This is a genomic window from Enterococcus salsurae (genome assembly GCF_054784955.1).
This window is the reverse complement of record NZ_BAAHWY010000002.1, coordinates 23,874-40,679: the sequence shown is the minus strand read 5'-3', so window position 1 is coordinate 40,679 and position 16,806 is coordinate 23,874. Positions and strand designations below refer to the sequence as shown.

Below are 16,806 nucleotides of genomic sequence, written 5' to 3'. Positions count from 1 at the left end.
ACTCTTGCAGTCTTTTAAGATTGCAGGAGTTTTTTTTATCATTGAAGATTTTGTGAATTAAATCCTGCGAACTTGCACTTTTGTCTGCTTCTGATAAAATGAAAGCAGGTAAAAATTATTTTTTTTGGAGGAAACACACTTGAACATAGGTAAACCGCGAAAGATCGGCAAAAGTATCGAAGATATCGAGGAAGGCGATTCGTTATCTTTAACAGAGTCGATCGAAGATAATCAGTTATTGCTTTATTTAGGATTGACAAATGATGCAAATCCACTCTACATCCAACATGACTACACGCAAAAAACGGACTATCAACGTCCTATCGTACCTTCCGTCATGCTGATGGGGATCATCACCAGTGCCGTGTCGAAACATTTGCCAGGCCCAGGATCTCATGTAGTGAATTTTTCGGTGAACTTTATTGAACCAGTCTATCATTATGAAACATTGACCTTTGATTTTGAAGTCATCAAAGTCGATAAAATGAAAGATGTCGTGACGATTTCAGTGGAAGCAATCAATGGTGAAGGCGATCGGATCTTAGATGCTGTTGTGATGGTGCAGCCACCAAAAGAAATAGCAGAACAGGAGGAAATACAAGATGAATCAACTCAATAATGAAACTGTCCAAGCGCAAGGATTGAATCGCTTTTATTCGAAAGTCTATTTGTTCTTTGGCATTGGCCTGGGCATCAGTGCGATATCCGCTTACTTTTTTGGCGAAGTCTTCGCAGAGCAAACACTGCAATTTATTCAAAACTTTCCTTTAGGATTTACAGGATTGTGGCTCGTGCAAATCGTGTTAGTTTTGGTCCTAGGTGCCAAAGCACAGAAAAACCCTTCGCTGACCCTTGCTGGGTACCTCGTGTATTCTCTGATGAACGGCTTGACGTTATCTGTTACATTGATGGTCTATGATTTTGGATCCATTGCCGGTGCATTCATTTCGGCAGCTGTGACATTCGGTGTGATGTCTGCTTTTGGGATCATGACCAAACGTGATTTAAGTGTCGTTGGACGAATCGGCTATGGCTTATTGATCGGGATCATTATTTCAACATTGTTGAATGTCTTTATCTTAAACAGCCAACCAGTCGATTTCTTCTTGTCGATTGTCACAGTGTTCGTCTTTATGGGGATCACAGCGTATGACAACCAACGAATTCGTACTGTCTACATGGCAACGAACGGTGGCGCCAATACAGGCGTGGCTGTCTTTATGGCTTTGCAACTCTATTTAGACTTTATCAACTTGTTCTTAGCATTGTTGCGTATCTTCGGTAAAAACAATTAAAGAAAGCGCGAGGAAACTCGCCTTTTTTTTTTGCACTCAAAAAGACAGATTCACTATAGCAATTCATCGCTTTTGGACTATTTCTTTGTTAAAATAAAGAAGAACTTTTTTCAAGAAGGGGATATAAACATGTCGAAAAATAAATTATTACTTGTGGATGGCAATAGCGTCGCTTTTCGGGCGTTTTTTGCATTGCATAATTCACTAGAACGTTTCAAAAATAATAACGGTCTGCATACGAATGCCATCTATGCCTTCAACAACATGTTTGAAAATGTGATGGCCAAAGAACAACCCACCCATGTGCTGGTGGCTTTTGATGCTGGAAAAACCACCTTTCGTACAGCCATGTATGAAGCGTATAAGGGAGGCCGCGCCAAGACACCCGGTGAGTTCAGAGAACAAATGCCTTATATTCGAGAATTGATCAAAGCGCTAGGTGTCCAACACTATGAATTGGCCAACTATGAAGCGGATGATATCATTGGGACATTGGCCCACCAGGTGGATAAAGATCAATTTGATGTGGTGGTGTTATCTGGAGACCGCGATTTGACTCAATTAGCCACAGAACATGTCAAAGTTGACATCACGGTCAAAGGTGTCAGTGAGATCGAAAGTTACACCCCAGCCCATGTCGCTGAGAAGTATGATGGATTGACCCCGTTGCAGATCATTGATATGAAAGGGTTAGCCGGCGATGCATCAGACAATATTCCTGGTGTCACGAAAATCGGTGAAAAAACAGCGATCAAACTCTTAAAAGAGTATGGTTCTGTGGAAGGAATCTATGAACATATCGATGAATTAAAGAAAAGCAAAATGAAAGAGAATCTGATCAATGAACAGGAAATTGCGCTTTTATCGAAACAATTAGCCACGATTGATGTCAATGCTCCTGTAGAAATCAAGATCGATGATTTGTTGTATCAAGGAAAAGACCTCGATAAATTGGTTCCTTTCTATCAAGAAATGAATTTCAATGGGTTTCTTGAAAAATTGAATATACTTGCTGAACCAGTGGAGATGGCAGATATTTTGTTTGATGTAGTGGAGTCGTTTACCCCAGACATGTTCCAAAATGACATGGCACTGTATGTTGAAATGTTAGGGGATAATTATCATTTAGAAGACATAGTCGGCGTCGCATGGGGCAACAAAGATAAAATATATGTAACCAACCAAGATCAATTGTTTGAATATCCAGCCTTTATCGATTGGTTGCAAGATCCGCAGCGCACGATCAATGTCTATGATGCGAAGCGCACCTATGTTGCCTTGAACCGTTACGCCAAAGCCCCTTCAGGCATTACGTTTGATGTGCTGTTGGCGGCCTATCTATTAGACACCAACGACAACAATAATGATATCGCAGGTGTTGCGGCGCATTACGGCTATACAGATATCCAGTCTGATGAGGCCGTATATGGCAAAGGCGCCAAAAAAGGCTTGCCGGAGGATGAAGAAGCTTTCTTTGCTCACTTAGCGAGGAAAGCCGCAGCGATTGTTGACTTGACGCCGAAACTGCAACATGAACTCGCTGAAAAGAATCAGACTGCCTTATTCCAAGAGATGGAGTTGCCTTTGTCGATTATTTTGGCAGAGATGGAAATTACAGGCATTCATGTCGATGCCGCACGTTTGCATACCATGAAAGGCGAATTTGCCCAACGATTACAAGAAATCGAAACCAAGATCTATCAAGAAGCAGGGGAAACCTTCAACTTAAATTCACCTAAACAATTAGGTGTCATTTTGTTTGAAAAAATGGGCTTGCCTATCATCAAGAAAACCAAGACCGGTTATTCCACCGCGGTGGATGTTCTAGAACAATTAAAAGAACAAGCACCGATCGTAGAAGATATCTTGACGTATCGTCAAATTGCCAAAATCCAATCGACATACGTAGAAGGACTGTTGAAAGTCATTCAAAGCGATGGCAAAGTGCATACCCGCTATGTACAGACATTGACACAAACCGGACGATTGAGTTCTGTTGATCCGAATTTGCAAAATATCCCGATTCGATTAGAAGAAGGACGCAAAATTCGTGAAGCCTTTGTGCCAAGGAAACCAGATTGGATGATTTATTCATCCGATTACTCTCAAATTGAGCTGCGGGTTTTGGCGCATATCTCTGATGATACCCACCTGAAAGAAGCCTTTATTGAAGGCCAAGACATTCATTCCAGTACTGCCATGCGGGTCTTTGGCATTTCGACACCGGAGGAAGTCACAGCCAATATGCGTCGTCAAGCAAAAGCAGTCAACTTTGGTATTGTCTATGGCATCTCTGATTATGGCTTATCACAAAACTTAGGGATCACGAGAAAAGAAGCGCAGCAATACATTGATACCTACTTTGATAAATATCCAGGAGTCAAAACTTATATGGAAGATGTGGTGCGCGAAGCCAAAGATAAAGGGTATGTAGAAACGCTTTACAATCGCCGCCGCTATTTGCCCGATATCAATTCTCGGAATTTCAATATTCGCAACTTTGCGGAACGCACCGCGATCAATACACCGATCCAAGGCAGTGCAGCAGACATTTTGAAGATTGCAATGATCGATTTAGCCAAACGCTTAAAAGAAGAAAACATGGCAGCCACTATGCTCTTGCAAGTACACGATGAGTTGGTTTTTGAAGTGCCAGCTGAAGAACTTGAACGGTTGGATGCCCTTGTCAAAGAAGTAATGGAACAAGCAGTATCCTTACATGTGCCATTACTGACCGACAGCAATTGGGGCAAAACATGGTATGAAGCAAAATAAACGAGGTGAAAGTTGTGCCAGAATTACCAGAAGTTGAAACTGTCCGTAAAGGATTATCCGCATTAGTCAAAAACAAAACCATTGCCTCCGTTGAGGTATTATGGCCACGGATCATAGAAAGTCCCGAAGTACCGATTTTTTCGGCACTTTTACAAGGACAGCAGATTTTGACCTTTGATCGCAGAGGAAAATTTCTAATTTTCAAACTGACCGATTATGATTTGATTTCTCATTTACGCATGGAAGGGAAATATGAATTTTTTGACAAAGAGCCCATCCTAGATAAACACACACATGTCCTTTTTCATTTTACCGACGGCAGTCAATTGCAGTATCATGATGTCCGTAAATTTGGTCGAATGACATTGGTTGATAAGAATCAAAGCGGTCTATACAAGGGGATTCAGCAATTAGGACCGGAACCTAGACCGGAAGTCTTCTTATTGCCAGCTTTTGAGATCGGTTTAAAGAAAGCCAAAAAAGCGGTCAAACCATTGTTGTTAGATCAAAAACTGGTCACTGGACTGGGGAATATCTACGTTGATGAAGCCTTATGGGAAGCCAAGATCCATCCGGAACAACCGGCCAATACGTTGACTACAGATGAGATCGGTACCTTGCATGAAGCAATCATCGATGTTCTGGACCGCGCTGTCAAAGCAGGAGGCACGACGATTCGTACCTATCTCAATGCACTGGGGGAAGCCGGGAAATTCCAGCAATCTTTGCATGTCTATGGACAAACAGGGAAACCTTGCCAACGTTGCGGCACCCCAATCGTCAAAATCAAAGTTGCGCAACGCGGCACGCATTTTTGCCCTCATTGCCAACAGCTGCAGGCGAGGGATGTCTGATGAGTTTTATTTTGGGGATCACTGGTGGGATTGCTACAGGTAAAAGTACTGCGGTGGCACATTTTCGTCAGTTGGGGTTTCCGATCGTCGATGCCGATTTGGTTGCCCGGGCAGTCGTAAGACCGAAGACACCAGGTTTAAAAGCAGTCATCGACACATTTGGCCCATCCCTATTAAATGAGCAAGGTGCCCTCGATCGAGAGGCACTGGGGAAAATCATTTTTGCCGACGAAGAGAAAAGAAAGCAGTTGAATCAACTGCTTTCCCCTTTTATCCGCCAAGAAATTCTGCGACAGATCGCTGCTGCTGCGGATCAACCGTTGGTGGTCGTTGATATTCCTTTGCTGTATGAAGCAGGCTATGAACAATATATGGATCAAGTGGCAGTCGTTTATGTGCCAGAAATCATTCAGAAACAACGTCTGATGCTGCGCAATCAGTTAAGTGAAACAGAAGCAGCAGCAAGGATCGCTAGTCAACTATCGATCGAAAAGAAAAAAGTCCGTGGGGATATTATTTTTGATAACCAAGGGACGATCACAGACCTGACACGGCAGATCGATGCTTGGGTCCAACACTTTCAAGAGACAGAACAATCATAAACAACATCCTGAGGCATGCGCGTAACGGCTCGAGCATCAGGATATTTTTTTTGTTTGGTTCACTTAGGCAGTACGATTTGCCGCTGATTGGCAAAGGGGTAGATCCTGATCGGCTTTTGATAAAAATCTGTTAATGTTCGTTCAGTAAAGACTTGTGCTCTAGGACCGCAGGCGTGGACCTGACCTGCCTTCAGTAAGAGCAGATGATCAAAAAACGGCAGCAAATCCTCCGTATGATGTGTGACATAGATCAAGGTCGGGGGAGCCGCCATCTGCTGCAATGCGGCGATGCGATGCAAAAACTCTTCTCGCGCGAAAAGATCCAATCCCGTACATGGTTCATCAAGAATCAATATTTCCGGATTTGCCATCAGGGCACGAGCGATCATGACCAGTTGTTTTTCTCCTTGCGAAAGTTGCTTGAAAGGGGTGGTGATCAAATGGCCAATGCCTAAAGCCGCCAATTGTTGTGTCGCTTGTTTCCGAAGGGTGTCATCAATAGGCTGATACAGTCCAATGCTGGCAAATTTTCCTGAAACGACGATTTCCTCGATGGGGTCCTCGGCATAAAATCTGCTTTGGATCGCAAAACTGACCCAACCAATCCGACGCTGCAAATCGGGGACTGACGTTTTTCCTAATGTTTCTCCCAGAACATTGCGAGACCCTGCAGATGGCCATAATGCACCAGTGATCATTTGCAAAAGTAAACTTTTGCCAGCGCCATTCAGTCCTAAGATCCCCCAATGTTGCCCTTCATGTACTTGCCATGAGATGTTGTCTAATAAAGGATGTCCATTTCGGATAAAACTGACATCTTTAAAATCGATTTTTAGCATAATAGCGCTCCTTTATCATGAACAGAATATTCTGACGATTATTTTCTCATCCGTAGTATAGCATATCTCTTGCGGGAAACTAAGGGATGTATCCGCATTCGTATCTTTTGTTTTATCCCACATTCCTTGATATGATAGAGATATCTAATAGGAGGGATAATCATGGGAACGTTCAAAGATGAAAAAGACGTGATCGTTGGGTCCGCTAAAGAAAAGATTGGTGAATGGACCAATAACGAAGAATTGGAAAAATCTGGTAAAGAACAGGCACTTGAAGGGCGAATTGGTCAAGAACAACGAGAAAAGCGCGTAGATGAATTAGATCGCCAAAACGACGAGCGAGATGCCCGCCATGATCGTACAACACCAGAAAACTTAGGCCAAGAAGAATTGCTAAGTGAAGATCATCCCGACCAAAATAAAATCACTTCAACAGAACGCCGGGATGCTGATCAATTAAAACATTTTACCGGTATCGAAGACAAATTATAAATCAGACCCGCAGCGACGCGTATCGTTGCGGGTTTCTTTTTGTGCTTTCTTTGCGTTGATTTGACAAAAGATAGTAGAACGTTTATAATCCTAGTGCAATTTATTCAGAAATGTTCAATTAGGTGGTGGTCATCAAATGCAAATTTTCGCATTGTGTCTTAGGGGAAAAGTGTTCGTATAACCGAATCATAAAGAAAAGAGGCCAATCAGATGATCCAACCGAATCAATTCAATGTGATCAAAGAACAAATATTTCAATTGGTACGCACATACCAAACCGTCAATGACCCGCAAACAGTTCGAACAATCGAAGAAATGACCAAAGATGTGGTCAACAGTCAATTCGATTCCGAGGATAGCCAAGCATTGTTGATCGTCAATGAGATGTTCCAACGCGGCTTGAGCATCAAAAAAGCGGAGGCACACTTGTCTGATTTAAAAAACTTTGTTGAACCCTTCAAAGCACCCTCAGTCAAACAAACAGAGAAACTGTTTCGCAAAGTCAAAAAATTAAAAATTCCGGATTTTGAACAATTCGATTTAAAAGAAACGACCTATTTGGCATGGGATGATATTGGCAGTCAAAGCAAATTTATGATTGCCGCTGGCGATGATGGATATACGGCGGTCCATGGACATATGTCCACTGAAGTCAAAAAGGGCATTTGCCCTATCTGTCAGCATGAAGGCAATGTATCCATGTTCCTATCTCTGACGAAATCAAGTGGTGATGGCACCTATACCAAACGCGGCAACTATATTTGTCGCGATAGTCAGCGCTGCAATCAGCAACTGACAGATAAAGCCTTGATCACGGCATTCCTTTCATTGGTCAAGATGAAAGAAAAATAACGAAAAAAGCGACAGGAAATTTTCTGTCGTTTTTTCATTTTGTTTCAAAAAAACAAGGATTCTATTATTTAAATTTTCTATTAAATCAACCAAATAAGCGGTTTTAGCTATTGTACCAATACATTTCATGTTATAATTATCTATATAATTTAATCGCTTTAATCAAGAACGCACACGCGTCTGAGAAAAAAATGGGGTGAAAACATGCAATGTCCAAAATGTCACCATAACAATTCACGGGTCGTTGACAGTCGACAAGCCGATGACGGCCGTGTGATCCGCCGACGCCGCGAATGTGAGAACTGCGGCTACCGCTTTACCACGTTCGAACGAATCGAAGAAGCACCATTGCTTGTCATCAAAAAGAATGGCGCTCGGGAAGAATTTAATCGTGAAAAAATCTTACGGGGCTTGATCCGCTCTGCTGAAAAACGTCCTGTAACGATGGATCAAATGGAAACGATCGTCGACCATGTTGAATCAAGAGTTCGCTCGTTAGGCGAAAACGAAGTTTCCACAACAATGATAGGAGAATTCGTGATGGAAGAATTGGTCGATTTAGATGAGATTGCTTATATTCGTTTTGCCAGCGTCTATCGCCAGTTCAAAGATATGTCTGTCTTCTTAAAAGAGTTGCAAGATATCGTCGAAAAAGCCAAAGAACCACAAGAATAAATGAAGGGGGAAATCACGTGGGCAATCAACTGCCGAATCAAAGCTATCAAGTCTTTAAAAGCCGGCCATTAAGTACGGAAGGCAAAGATGCCCTTATTTTCTTGTATCAACCAATCATTGAAAGTGATGGCTTAGCCCTGTACCTTTCTCTAGCGGCCGATCACCAGTCAGGTACAATTGCAGCCGACACGGCTGAACATGTGATTTTAGATTTGCTGAATGCGATGAATGTCGGCATGCAACGGTTCATGCAAGCCAAGGAAAAGTTGGAGGGGATTGGGTTATTGCGTTCCTTCGAAAAAACGGACCCGCAGCAAGGGACAAGTTACCTCTATCTTCTGCAAGAACCTGTGCATCCTTTGGATTTTTTTCAAGATGAGCTTTATAGCTATCTTTTGCTGAATCGTGTAGGTGAACGCAAGTTCGAACAATTGGTCTCGCTATTCCAACCGCAAAGAGCATCCTTGACATCGTTTCAAGAAACGACGACTTCCTTTACCCAAGCGTACGGTTTAGATCCGAAACGTTTTGCTGCAAGTGAATCCAAGCTGCAATCCGTGCAGCAAGCCTTTCAAGAAGACCAGCAGCCCTTGGCACTAGAAGAAGCTGCGATCGATTGGGATTTCTTATTTTATGAAGCGCAAAGACGCTATATCCGATCAGAAAACTTCACGCCGGCCTTCAAGCAAAAATTATTGATGTACCATGCTTTATACGGCTATGACGTGTTAGAATTATTGGATCTTATGGCAGATCATGTTTCCTTGACAACGGGAGAAGTGGATCAAAAGCGGTTGGAACAGGCAGTGATCAGAAAGTCTCGCCAAACCTTTAGCAAAACGACCCGCAGCGAAGATCCTAAAACAGAATCCCAATTGCGGCGTTTCAATACCTTGAAACAAAATGGTTTTTCTGACAATGACATTCTCTTGATCCAAGAAAGCGAACATACTGCACCCATTCCATTTTTGAAAGCAATCAAGGTTGAAAAAAATAGTTTTATGACGGATTCAGAACAATGGCTGATCAAAAGCTTGGTGGAACGTTCCCCTTTGCCAAATAGTGTCATCAATGTCTTGGTCCATTATGCCTTGGTCGTTCAAAATAATGCTGCACTAAACGGGAGTTATATCAACAACATTGCTGCCCAATGGTCGGAATTGAAGATTGGCACGGCAGAAGATGCAATCAAGCATGTCCGCAACTTGGTCAAGACGGCGAAAGAGAAACGTACGAGACCCCAAACCAATGGCAATCGGATCATTCGCCAAGAAAAGCTGCCGGCTTGGGCGGAATCGCCAGTAGAAGAAGCGACATTGACGCCGGAGCGTCAAGCGGAGTTAGATCGGAAATTACAAAATTATCTGCATAAGAAAGCTGGTGATAAATAATGGAAGATGTGGGGAAAAACCTGAATCATATGTTGGATAAGCGAAATTACCGCAGTCAATTTTCGGCCATGATGTCAGAAGTATTAGAAGATCCAGATGTCAAAGCATTCATCCAAGAAAACCAAGAGGCATTAACAGAAGCGGATATTCAGAAAAGCTATGCCAAATTATATGAGTTCGTACAAGAAAAGCGCAAATTCCGGATCAATGATCCAGGCATGATCGCACCAGGATACGAACCTCGTTTGGCATTGAATTTCCATTTTATCGATGTGACTTATGTACCGACCAAAGAACTATTGGCCCATCAAAAACAAGAAGAGATCCGCGGACGTATCAAGGCGATGGATATGCCTAAAGATATACAAGAAGCCAGTTTTGCCGATTATCAGCAAACACCTGGCAGAATGGAAGCTATCGCAGCTGCAGTGGATTTTATCAATGCTTTGACGACGCAACCACGAGATTTTCATAAAGGCCTTTACTTAGTTGGCAGTTTTGGGATTGGGAAAACCTTTTTATTAGGGGCGATCGCGCGAGATCTTGCTGAAGCAGGCTACACAACCACCTTGGTCCACTTTCCAACTTTTGCTGTAGAAATGAAACAAGCCATTGGGAAGGATAAGGTTGGTGAAAAATTGAATGCGGTCAAAAAAGCCCCTATTTTGATGATGGATGATATTGGCGCCGATGCCATGAGTAGTTGGATCAGGGATGAAGTTTTTGGTGTGATCTTGCAGTACCGCATGCAAGAACAATTGCCGACCTTCTTTTCTTCCAATTTTACCATGCAAGAATTGGAATCCCATCTGTCTGTTACCCAAAGGGGAGAATCTGAACCACTGAAAGCCAAACGAATCATGGAACGGATTCGCTACTTAACACAAGAAATCCAGATGACTGGCCAAAATCGCCGGAATCAATAAGCAAAAAAATACTAGAAGAAAGGAAGACGCCGATGAAAAAAATGACAACAATAGGTGTAGCCTTCGTTGCTGCCGTAATTTTAACAGCATGCGGACAAGGGTCTGGGACAGCAGCAACAAGTACGGAGCTGTCCGAAGCACAAAGCACCACCCAATCGACCACGAGCAGTACTGCACAAGAGGAGGCGTCTGAAACGATGATTTTTAGAGGAACGATCCAAGAAGAAGCCACAACAGGCAGTGATGATACGATCCAAGTATTCTTGAAAGATGTCGAAGCAGTTGAAGACAGCGAAGATGTCGTCAAAAATTTTGAGAACGATGGTGTGATTCTGCATGTACCGATCGCAGCCTTTGATGGTGATGTCACTGATCTGTCTAAGGGAACGGTCGTTGAAGCGACATTGCAAGGTCTGCCGATCATGACCATGTCGATCCCACCCCAGATTCCTGGCAACTCGATCAAACAGGTAACGATCGTCAGCGAATAAAATCGAATGCTATACGTGCGTCTTGGCATTTGCGCCACCGTCAAGACGCACATTTTGTTGTTTTCTTATCATAAGTGCTATACTACAATCAAACAAAGGAGTGCCCTCATGAATGAACATGCGTTATCGGACCGTTTGGCCTGTGTAGGTGCCTACGTACCCGATCAAGCAAGATTAGCCGATATCGGCTCTGACCATGCCTACTTGCCTGTGGCATTGATGCTGCAAAATAAAATTTCCTATGCAGTTGCAGGAGAAGTGGTTGAAGGTCCTTATCGATCAGCCAGTAAACAAGTTCAAAAAAATCGGCTGGGTGATAGCATCACTGTTCGGTTAGCGAATGGATTAGCTGCGATCTTACCTGAAGATCAAATCGATACCGTGGTGATCGCCGGCATGGGCGGTCCGTTGATTCGAACGATCCTAGAAGAAGGACAAGCGAAGCAGCAATTAACTAGTGTCAAACGATTGATTTTGCAACCCAATGTGGGTGAATGGCCTTTACGTGTGTGGCTGCAAGACAATGGTTACCAAATTATCGAAGAAACGATTCTTTCTGAGAACGACAAACAATATGAGATCATCGTCGCTGAACCGGGACAACGCAACTATTCGAAGCAGGAACTATTTTTTGGCCCACGCTTGATCCAGGAAAAGAATGCCGTCTTCCAAAAGAAATGGCACCATGAATTGCAACAGAAATATCGCGTGATCGATTCTTTGCAAAAGGCAAACAAACCACAAGTCGAAAAAATCACTGCGTTGAAAGAACAAATCAGGTGGATCGAGGAGGTGTTGGCATGATCAAGGGCCAAACGTTTATTGATCGATTTGAAGCCTATTGTCCTCAATGGTTGGCTGAAACAGGCGATCCTGTGGGCTTACATGTTGGTACGCTCAACAAACCGATTGAACGGGTGATGATGGCGTTAGATGTTCGGCCCGAAGTGGTCACTGAAGCGATCGAAAAAGCCATCGATTTGATCGTGGTCAAACATCCGCCAATTTTTCGACCTGTTGCCAGACTGTCGGCAGACGATCCCCAGGAAAAAATGTTGATGGATCTGATCAAACATGATATTGCCGTGTATGCTGCCCATACCAACATGGATATCATCGATGATGGGTTAAATGATTGGTTTTGCGAAGCGTTGGGCATTGAAGCAGATACATTTTTGCACCAAACGCATCAAATCAAGATGAAAAAATTAGCCGTTTTCGTACCTGTTGATCAAGCAAGCCAGATTCGTCGTGTGCTGGCTGAAGCCGGCGCCGGACAGCAAGGTGCCTATAAAAATACCAGTTACTCATTGATCGGTACAGGCCGATTTGTACCGCAAGATCATGCCCATCCTGCCATTGGTGCAGCTGGCAAAGAAACACAAGTACAAGAAGCGAAAATCGAAGTGATTTTCCCTGAAACCATTACAGAAAAAGTCGTGGCGGCCATGATCCAAGCGCATCCCTATGAGGAACCAGCCTATGATCTATATACATTGGACAACTTGACAGCTTACTATGGTATTGGTCGTGTCGGGCAATTGCCAGCGCCAATGCCGGTGCAGGTATTTGTTGCCCGGATCAAACAAGTATTTGAGTTGGATGCGTTACGTATCATCCTGCCCAATCAACCCAAAGAACAGATCCAGCGCATCGCCATTTGCGGCGGAAGTGGTCAATCCTTTTACACGGATGCATTAAAAGCCAAAGCAGATGTTTATATCACAGGGGATGTGACCTATCACATTGCCCATGATATGCAAGCCAACGGGTTGATTGGGATTGATCCCGGACATCATATCGAAGCGTTATGTATCCCACGCTTCATTGAGAAATTCAATCAGTGGAAAGCTGAAGAAAACTGGTCCGTGACCTTTATACCAGCAACGACATCCACAAACCCATTTCAATATAAATAATAGATAGGAGCACTGATTATGTACGAAAATTTATTGCCGCGTTTTTTACGCTATGTCAAAACTGAAACCCGTTCTGATGCCACCAGCAACACAACACCTTCCACGCAAACGCAAGTTGCTTTTGCTCAAGTCTTAAAAAAAGAATTGGAAGAATTAGGCCTTGAAGAAGTACGTTATAATGAAACCAACGGCTTTGTACTTGGCACATTGCCAAGTAATGTCAGCCATGAAGTGCCAGCGATCGGTTTTATTGCGCATATGGATACAGCTGATTTCAATGCCGTCAATGTAGACCCGCAGATCATTGAAAAGTACGACGGCGAATCCACGATCAATTTGGATAAAGAAGGTAAATATACCTTAAATAGCAAAGATTTCCCGAATTTGAAGCATTACAAAGGGGAAACCTTGATCACAACGGATGGTTCTACACTGTTAGGCGCTGATGACAAATCAGGGATTGCTGAGATCATGACGGCAATGGAGATTTTGATCAAAAATCCTGAGATCAAGCACGGTCAAATCAACGTTGCTTTCGGACCAGATGAAGAAATCGGTGTTGGTGCGGACAAATTTGATGTCGCTGATTTTCCCGTTGATTTTGCGTATACGATGGATGGGGGACCAGTGGGTGAATTACAGTATGAAACCTTCAATGCTGCCCAAGCAGAGATCACGATCCAAGGGAAAAATGTCCATCCAGGTACCGCGAAAGACACGATGATCAATGCCTTACAAATTGCCATTGATTTCCAAAACTTGCTGCCTGCAGACGAAGTGCCAGAAAAGACCGACGGGTCAGAGGGCTTTTTCCATTTGATGCAGCTAAGCGGCTCTGTTGAAGAAGCCAAAATGGCCTATATCATTCGTGATCATGACCGCGACCGCTTTGAATCCCGGAAAGAAGAATTGCTGGCGATCCAAAGCAAACTGAATGCGCAATTTGATGAAGAGCGTATTTCCATTCATTTATATGATCAGTATTACAACATGAAAGAGATCATTGAAAAAGATATGCGCATCATTGAATTGGCAAAAACAGCCATGGAGACCTTAAACATTCAACCTGTGATTGAACCTGTCCGCGGCGGAACCGATGGCTCTAAAATTTCCTATATGGGTATCCCAACACCGAATATTTTTGCTGGTGGAGAGAACATGCATGGCCGTTATGAGTTTGTTTCATTGCAATCCATGATCAAGGCAACGGATGTCATCGTGAAGATCGTGCAATTAAACGCAGAAAGTGAAAAATAAATTTTTTTAGTTTACACAGAAACCAAATTTTATGGCTGGGCAATCTTGCCGCTTGATGCGCAGGGCCTAGCCATTTTTAGGAAGTGGTACACATGAACATCATCGTTTTGTATAATGATACTGCTGGCAAAAGCGAGGCCAAAAAAACCGCGCAAGATTTTGAGCGTTATAGCAAAGAACAGCAGCCTGAAGCGACAGTCGTTCTTCAACCTTCCAACCCAGATACAGATCCAGAGGAGGTTCGCCAAACAGCAAAAGAAAATCAGGTAGATACCGTGGTGATCATCGGTGGCGACGGGACGATCCATCATGGCATCCAAACCTTCAAGGAACAACTGCCAGATTTGAAAATCGGTATTATTCCTGGTGGAACAGTCAATAATTTTGCTAAAATGCTGGGTATCTCAGTGAAGCCAGAAGAAGCTTTTGACACGATCTTGAATGGCACAGATCGAGGCATCGATTATGGCATGGTCAATGATCAAGTCATGATCTCAACGATGACCATCGGTATCTTGGCAGATACTGCAGCTGAGACTTCTCAAGAAGAAAAACAGCAATATGGTCCACTCGCTTTTATGAAACGATTCTTTCATTATCTATTTAAAAAGAAACAGTACAAACTGGAATTGGTCTCTGAAAAACGCAAATGGCAAGGAAAAGCCCAATTGTTGACAGTGATCATGTCCAATTCAGCCGGCGGCTTTACCAACTTTGACGAATCGGCACGACCAGATGATGGTCTATTTCATATCATCTTATTGCCGAAGTTGAACCTATTGTCCTTTATTGTCTTCTTGCCGCGTATTATCCGCGGACGGATCACAAAAGTACCGAGTGTTGAGTATTTTACAGCATCAGACATAACAATTCGTGCCAAAGAAAGAAAAGTGCAAACAAGAACAGACGGTGACCCAACAGATGATCTGCCGATCGAGATGAAAGTTATCAAACACGGACTCACTATGCGGGTCCCTGCAGATAAGACAGATAGCAAATAACAAAGCAATGATGCTGGATAGGGAGGGGAATAAATGGAGGCATGGCTTTACAATCCGCTATGGTTTTATTTGCTAGCGGCAAACCTTTATCTTTTCTGCCTTATGGGTTATGATAAATATCAAGCAGTAAAGAAACGTTGGCGGGTACCGGAACTGAATCTGCTCTTCATGGGATTGATTGGCGGCGGCTTTGGCGGCTTGATCGCGCAACGGGTATTTCACCATAAAACCAAGAAGAAGAAGTTTACGGTCGTCTTTATCTTGGGTACATTGGTGGCGTTGTTGTTGATCTATTTCTTTGCCTAATCTGCTGCAAAAAATCAAGGAGCTATCATGAAAGCAAAAATAAAATTTGGATTAAACTTGTTGTTACTGGTCATCATTTTGGGGGTCATGTATTTCTTCGTCCGTAGTTCAATGATGGACATTTTAGCAGAAATCAGAAATACCAGCTGGGTGGTCGTTCTGATGGTCATGCTTTTGGGCACGTTATATTTGTGGATCGAAGGACGGACAGTCAAAGAGATCGCAAGCAATTTTCAACCTGACTTTTCTACGAAAGATGGCTTTTTCACCGTCTGTTATAGTGGTTTTTATCGGATCATTACGTTTGGCGCAGGTACATTGATTTCCGAAGTCAATTTTTATCGCAAAAGCGGTCTGCACTTGTCACAAGGGGTAGGGGTCACGACACTCCATATGGTCATGTACAAATTTGCCATTCTTACCTATGCGATCGCTGGTCTGATCATTCAATTCTCACTGTTTTATGATCATGCACCGAATTTGATCTGGGTCATTTTGGCTGGGATCGTGCTTGTGTTTCTGCTCATTGCGGTTTTGCTGGCATTGTCTGTCAGTCTTAACGTGCAAGTTTTATTTGTGACGATCAGCCATAAACTATTTAAACGTCCAGCCTTTAGAGGCATTATTGATAAATGTAATAACCAAATCTATTCCTTGCGAGAAACTGTCAATTCAATCTTGCAAGATCGAACGGCCTTTGTGCGGATCTACCTATGGAACCTCTTGAAAATGGTACCGTGGTATGTGATTCCTTACGTCATTTTGGTCAACAATCATCCAGATATCGATTTCTTATTAACATTTTCATTTATTAGTTTTGCCGTGGTCTTGTCTGGTGTGATCCCAACGCCGGCCGGCATCGGCTCCTTTGAATTCGTTTATATGTTCTTATTTGGTCCACTTGTGGGTACCGTCGATGCGGCTTCATCCATGCTGTTGTATCGATTGGCTACATTTATCTGGCCTTTTGTGATTGGTTTTGGTTATGTCATGGTGCAAAAACGCAAAGACATCCAAGCCGAATTGACTGAATTGAAAAATGAAAAAATCAAAGTTGAATAAAAAAATGCCATTCCCAGATCATCTAGGAATGGCATTTTTAGGCTCTTCGATACGTACGATTGGCAAAAA

Annotated in this window: 18 protein-coding genes; 17 read left to right on the top strand and 1 reads right to left on the bottom strand. The window is 43.0% G+C overall.

Features of this window, described 5'->3' with window-relative positions:
- Positions 1-139: 139 nt before the first annotated feature.
- From ACYVRS_RS04485 to coaE, 5 genes are all read left to right on the top strand, one after another.
- Entirely contained in the window at positions 140-619 is a 480-nt protein-coding gene (locus ACYVRS_RS04485) for a MaoC family dehydratase (protein WP_312497360.1), read from the top strand.
- Positions 603-1,295: a Bax inhibitor-1/YccA family protein gene (locus ACYVRS_RS04480; RefSeq protein ID WP_054116238.1), complete on the top strand. Its 693-nt coding sequence runs from the start codon at positions 603-605 to the stop codon at positions 1,293-1,295. Before ACYVRS_RS04485 ends, ACYVRS_RS04480 begins: the two co-directional genes overlap by 17 nt.
- A 129-nt stretch (positions 1,296-1,424) precedes the next feature.
- Positions 1,425-4,070 (top strand): DNA polymerase I, encoded by a 2,646-nt coding sequence (gene polA / locus ACYVRS_RS04475; protein WP_312497359.1) that lies wholly within the window; start codon positions 1,425-1,427, stop codon positions 4,068-4,070.
- Between the two features lie 14 nt (positions 4,071-4,084).
- Positions 4,085-4,924: a DNA-formamidopyrimidine glycosylase gene (mutM, locus tag ACYVRS_RS04470; RefSeq protein WP_312497358.1), complete on the top strand. Its 840-nt coding sequence runs from the start codon at positions 4,085-4,087 to the stop codon at positions 4,922-4,924.
- Positions 4,924-5,526, top strand: a complete 603-nt coding sequence (gene coaE / locus ACYVRS_RS04465) for a dephospho-CoA kinase (protein ID WP_312497357.1) — start codon at positions 4,924-4,926, stop codon at positions 5,524-5,526. The genes mutM and coaE overlap by 1 nt, the downstream gene beginning before the upstream one ends.
- Positions 5,527-5,585: 59 nt before the next feature.
- On the opposite strand, the gene ACYVRS_RS04460 is transcribed toward coaE, so the two are convergent.
- Complete coding sequence (locus tag ACYVRS_RS04460) at positions 5,586-6,365, bottom strand: ABC transporter ATP-binding protein (protein ID WP_461202694.1); 780 nt, start codon at positions 6,363-6,365, stop codon at positions 5,586-5,588.
- A 162-nt stretch (positions 6,366-6,527) separates the two neighbouring features.
- Here ACYVRS_RS04460 and ACYVRS_RS04455 point away from each other — a divergent pair, with 162 nt between their 5' ends.
- From ACYVRS_RS04455 to ACYVRS_RS04400, 12 genes are all read left to right on the top strand, one after another.
- Positions 6,528-6,857, top strand: a complete 330-nt coding sequence (locus tag ACYVRS_RS04455) for a CsbD family protein (protein WP_054116233.1) — start codon at positions 6,528-6,530, stop codon at positions 6,855-6,857.
- Between the two features lie 210 nt (positions 6,858-7,067).
- Positions 7,068-7,709, top strand: a complete 642-nt coding sequence (locus ACYVRS_RS04450) for a FusB/FusC family EF-G-binding protein (protein ID WP_461202692.1) — start codon at positions 7,068-7,070, stop codon at positions 7,707-7,709.
- Between the two features lie 204 nt (positions 7,710-7,913).
- The gene (nrdR, locus tag ACYVRS_RS04445; protein ID WP_054116231.1) at positions 7,914-8,384 is read left to right on the top strand and encodes a transcriptional regulator NrdR; all 471 of its coding nucleotides are present in this window, start codon (positions 7,914-7,916) and stop codon (positions 8,382-8,384) included.
- 17 nt (positions 8,385-8,401) lie between these two features.
- Positions 8,402-9,775, top strand: coding sequence for a replication initiation and membrane attachment family protein (locus tag ACYVRS_RS04440; protein WP_313537897.1), 1,374 nt, complete (start codon positions 8,402-8,404; stop codon positions 9,773-9,775).
- The gene (gene dnaI, locus ACYVRS_RS04435) at positions 9,775-10,701 is read left to right on the top strand and encodes a primosomal protein DnaI (protein WP_312540864.1); all 927 of its coding nucleotides are present in this window, start codon (positions 9,775-9,777) and stop codon (positions 10,699-10,701) included. The genes ACYVRS_RS04440 and dnaI overlap by 1 nt, the downstream gene beginning before the upstream one ends.
- 32 nt (positions 10,702-10,733) lie before the next feature.
- Positions 10,734-11,192 (top strand): hypothetical protein, encoded by a 459-nt coding sequence (locus tag ACYVRS_RS04430; RefSeq protein WP_312497353.1) that lies wholly within the window; start codon positions 10,734-10,736, stop codon positions 11,190-11,192.
- Positions 11,193-11,300: 108 nt separating this feature from the next.
- A complete protein-coding gene (locus ACYVRS_RS04425; protein ID WP_313537894.1) occupies positions 11,301-11,996 on the top strand; it encodes a tRNA (adenine(22)-N(1))-methyltransferase in 696 nt (231 codons plus the stop codon).
- On the top strand, positions 11,993-13,111 hold the full coding sequence (locus ACYVRS_RS04420; RefSeq protein WP_461197553.1) for a Nif3-like dinuclear metal center hexameric protein: 1,119 nt from the start codon (positions 11,993-11,995) through the stop codon (positions 13,109-13,111). The genes ACYVRS_RS04425 and ACYVRS_RS04420 overlap by 4 nt, the downstream gene beginning before the upstream one ends.
- Positions 13,112-13,129: 18 nt before the next feature.
- The gene (gene pepT / locus ACYVRS_RS04415) at positions 13,130-14,368 is read left to right on the top strand and encodes a peptidase T (RefSeq protein ID WP_312497350.1); all 1,239 of its coding nucleotides are present in this window, start codon (positions 13,130-13,132) and stop codon (positions 14,366-14,368) included.
- A gap of 92 nt (positions 14,369-14,460) precedes the next feature.
- The gene (locus tag ACYVRS_RS04410; RefSeq protein ID WP_461197552.1) at positions 14,461-15,369 is read left to right on the top strand and encodes a diacylglycerol/lipid kinase family protein; all 909 of its coding nucleotides are present in this window, start codon (positions 14,461-14,463) and stop codon (positions 15,367-15,369) included.
- Between the two features lie 33 nt (positions 15,370-15,402).
- Positions 15,403-15,675 (top strand): DUF1294 domain-containing protein, encoded by a 273-nt coding sequence (locus ACYVRS_RS04405; protein WP_054116223.1) that lies wholly within the window; start codon positions 15,403-15,405, stop codon positions 15,673-15,675.
- A 27-nt stretch (positions 15,676-15,702) separates the two neighbouring features.
- Complete coding sequence (locus tag ACYVRS_RS04400) at positions 15,703-16,737, top strand: lysylphosphatidylglycerol synthase transmembrane domain-containing protein (protein WP_312540871.1); 1,035 nt, start codon at positions 15,703-15,705, stop codon at positions 16,735-16,737.
- The last annotated feature ends 69 nt before the right edge of the window (positions 16,738-16,806 follow it).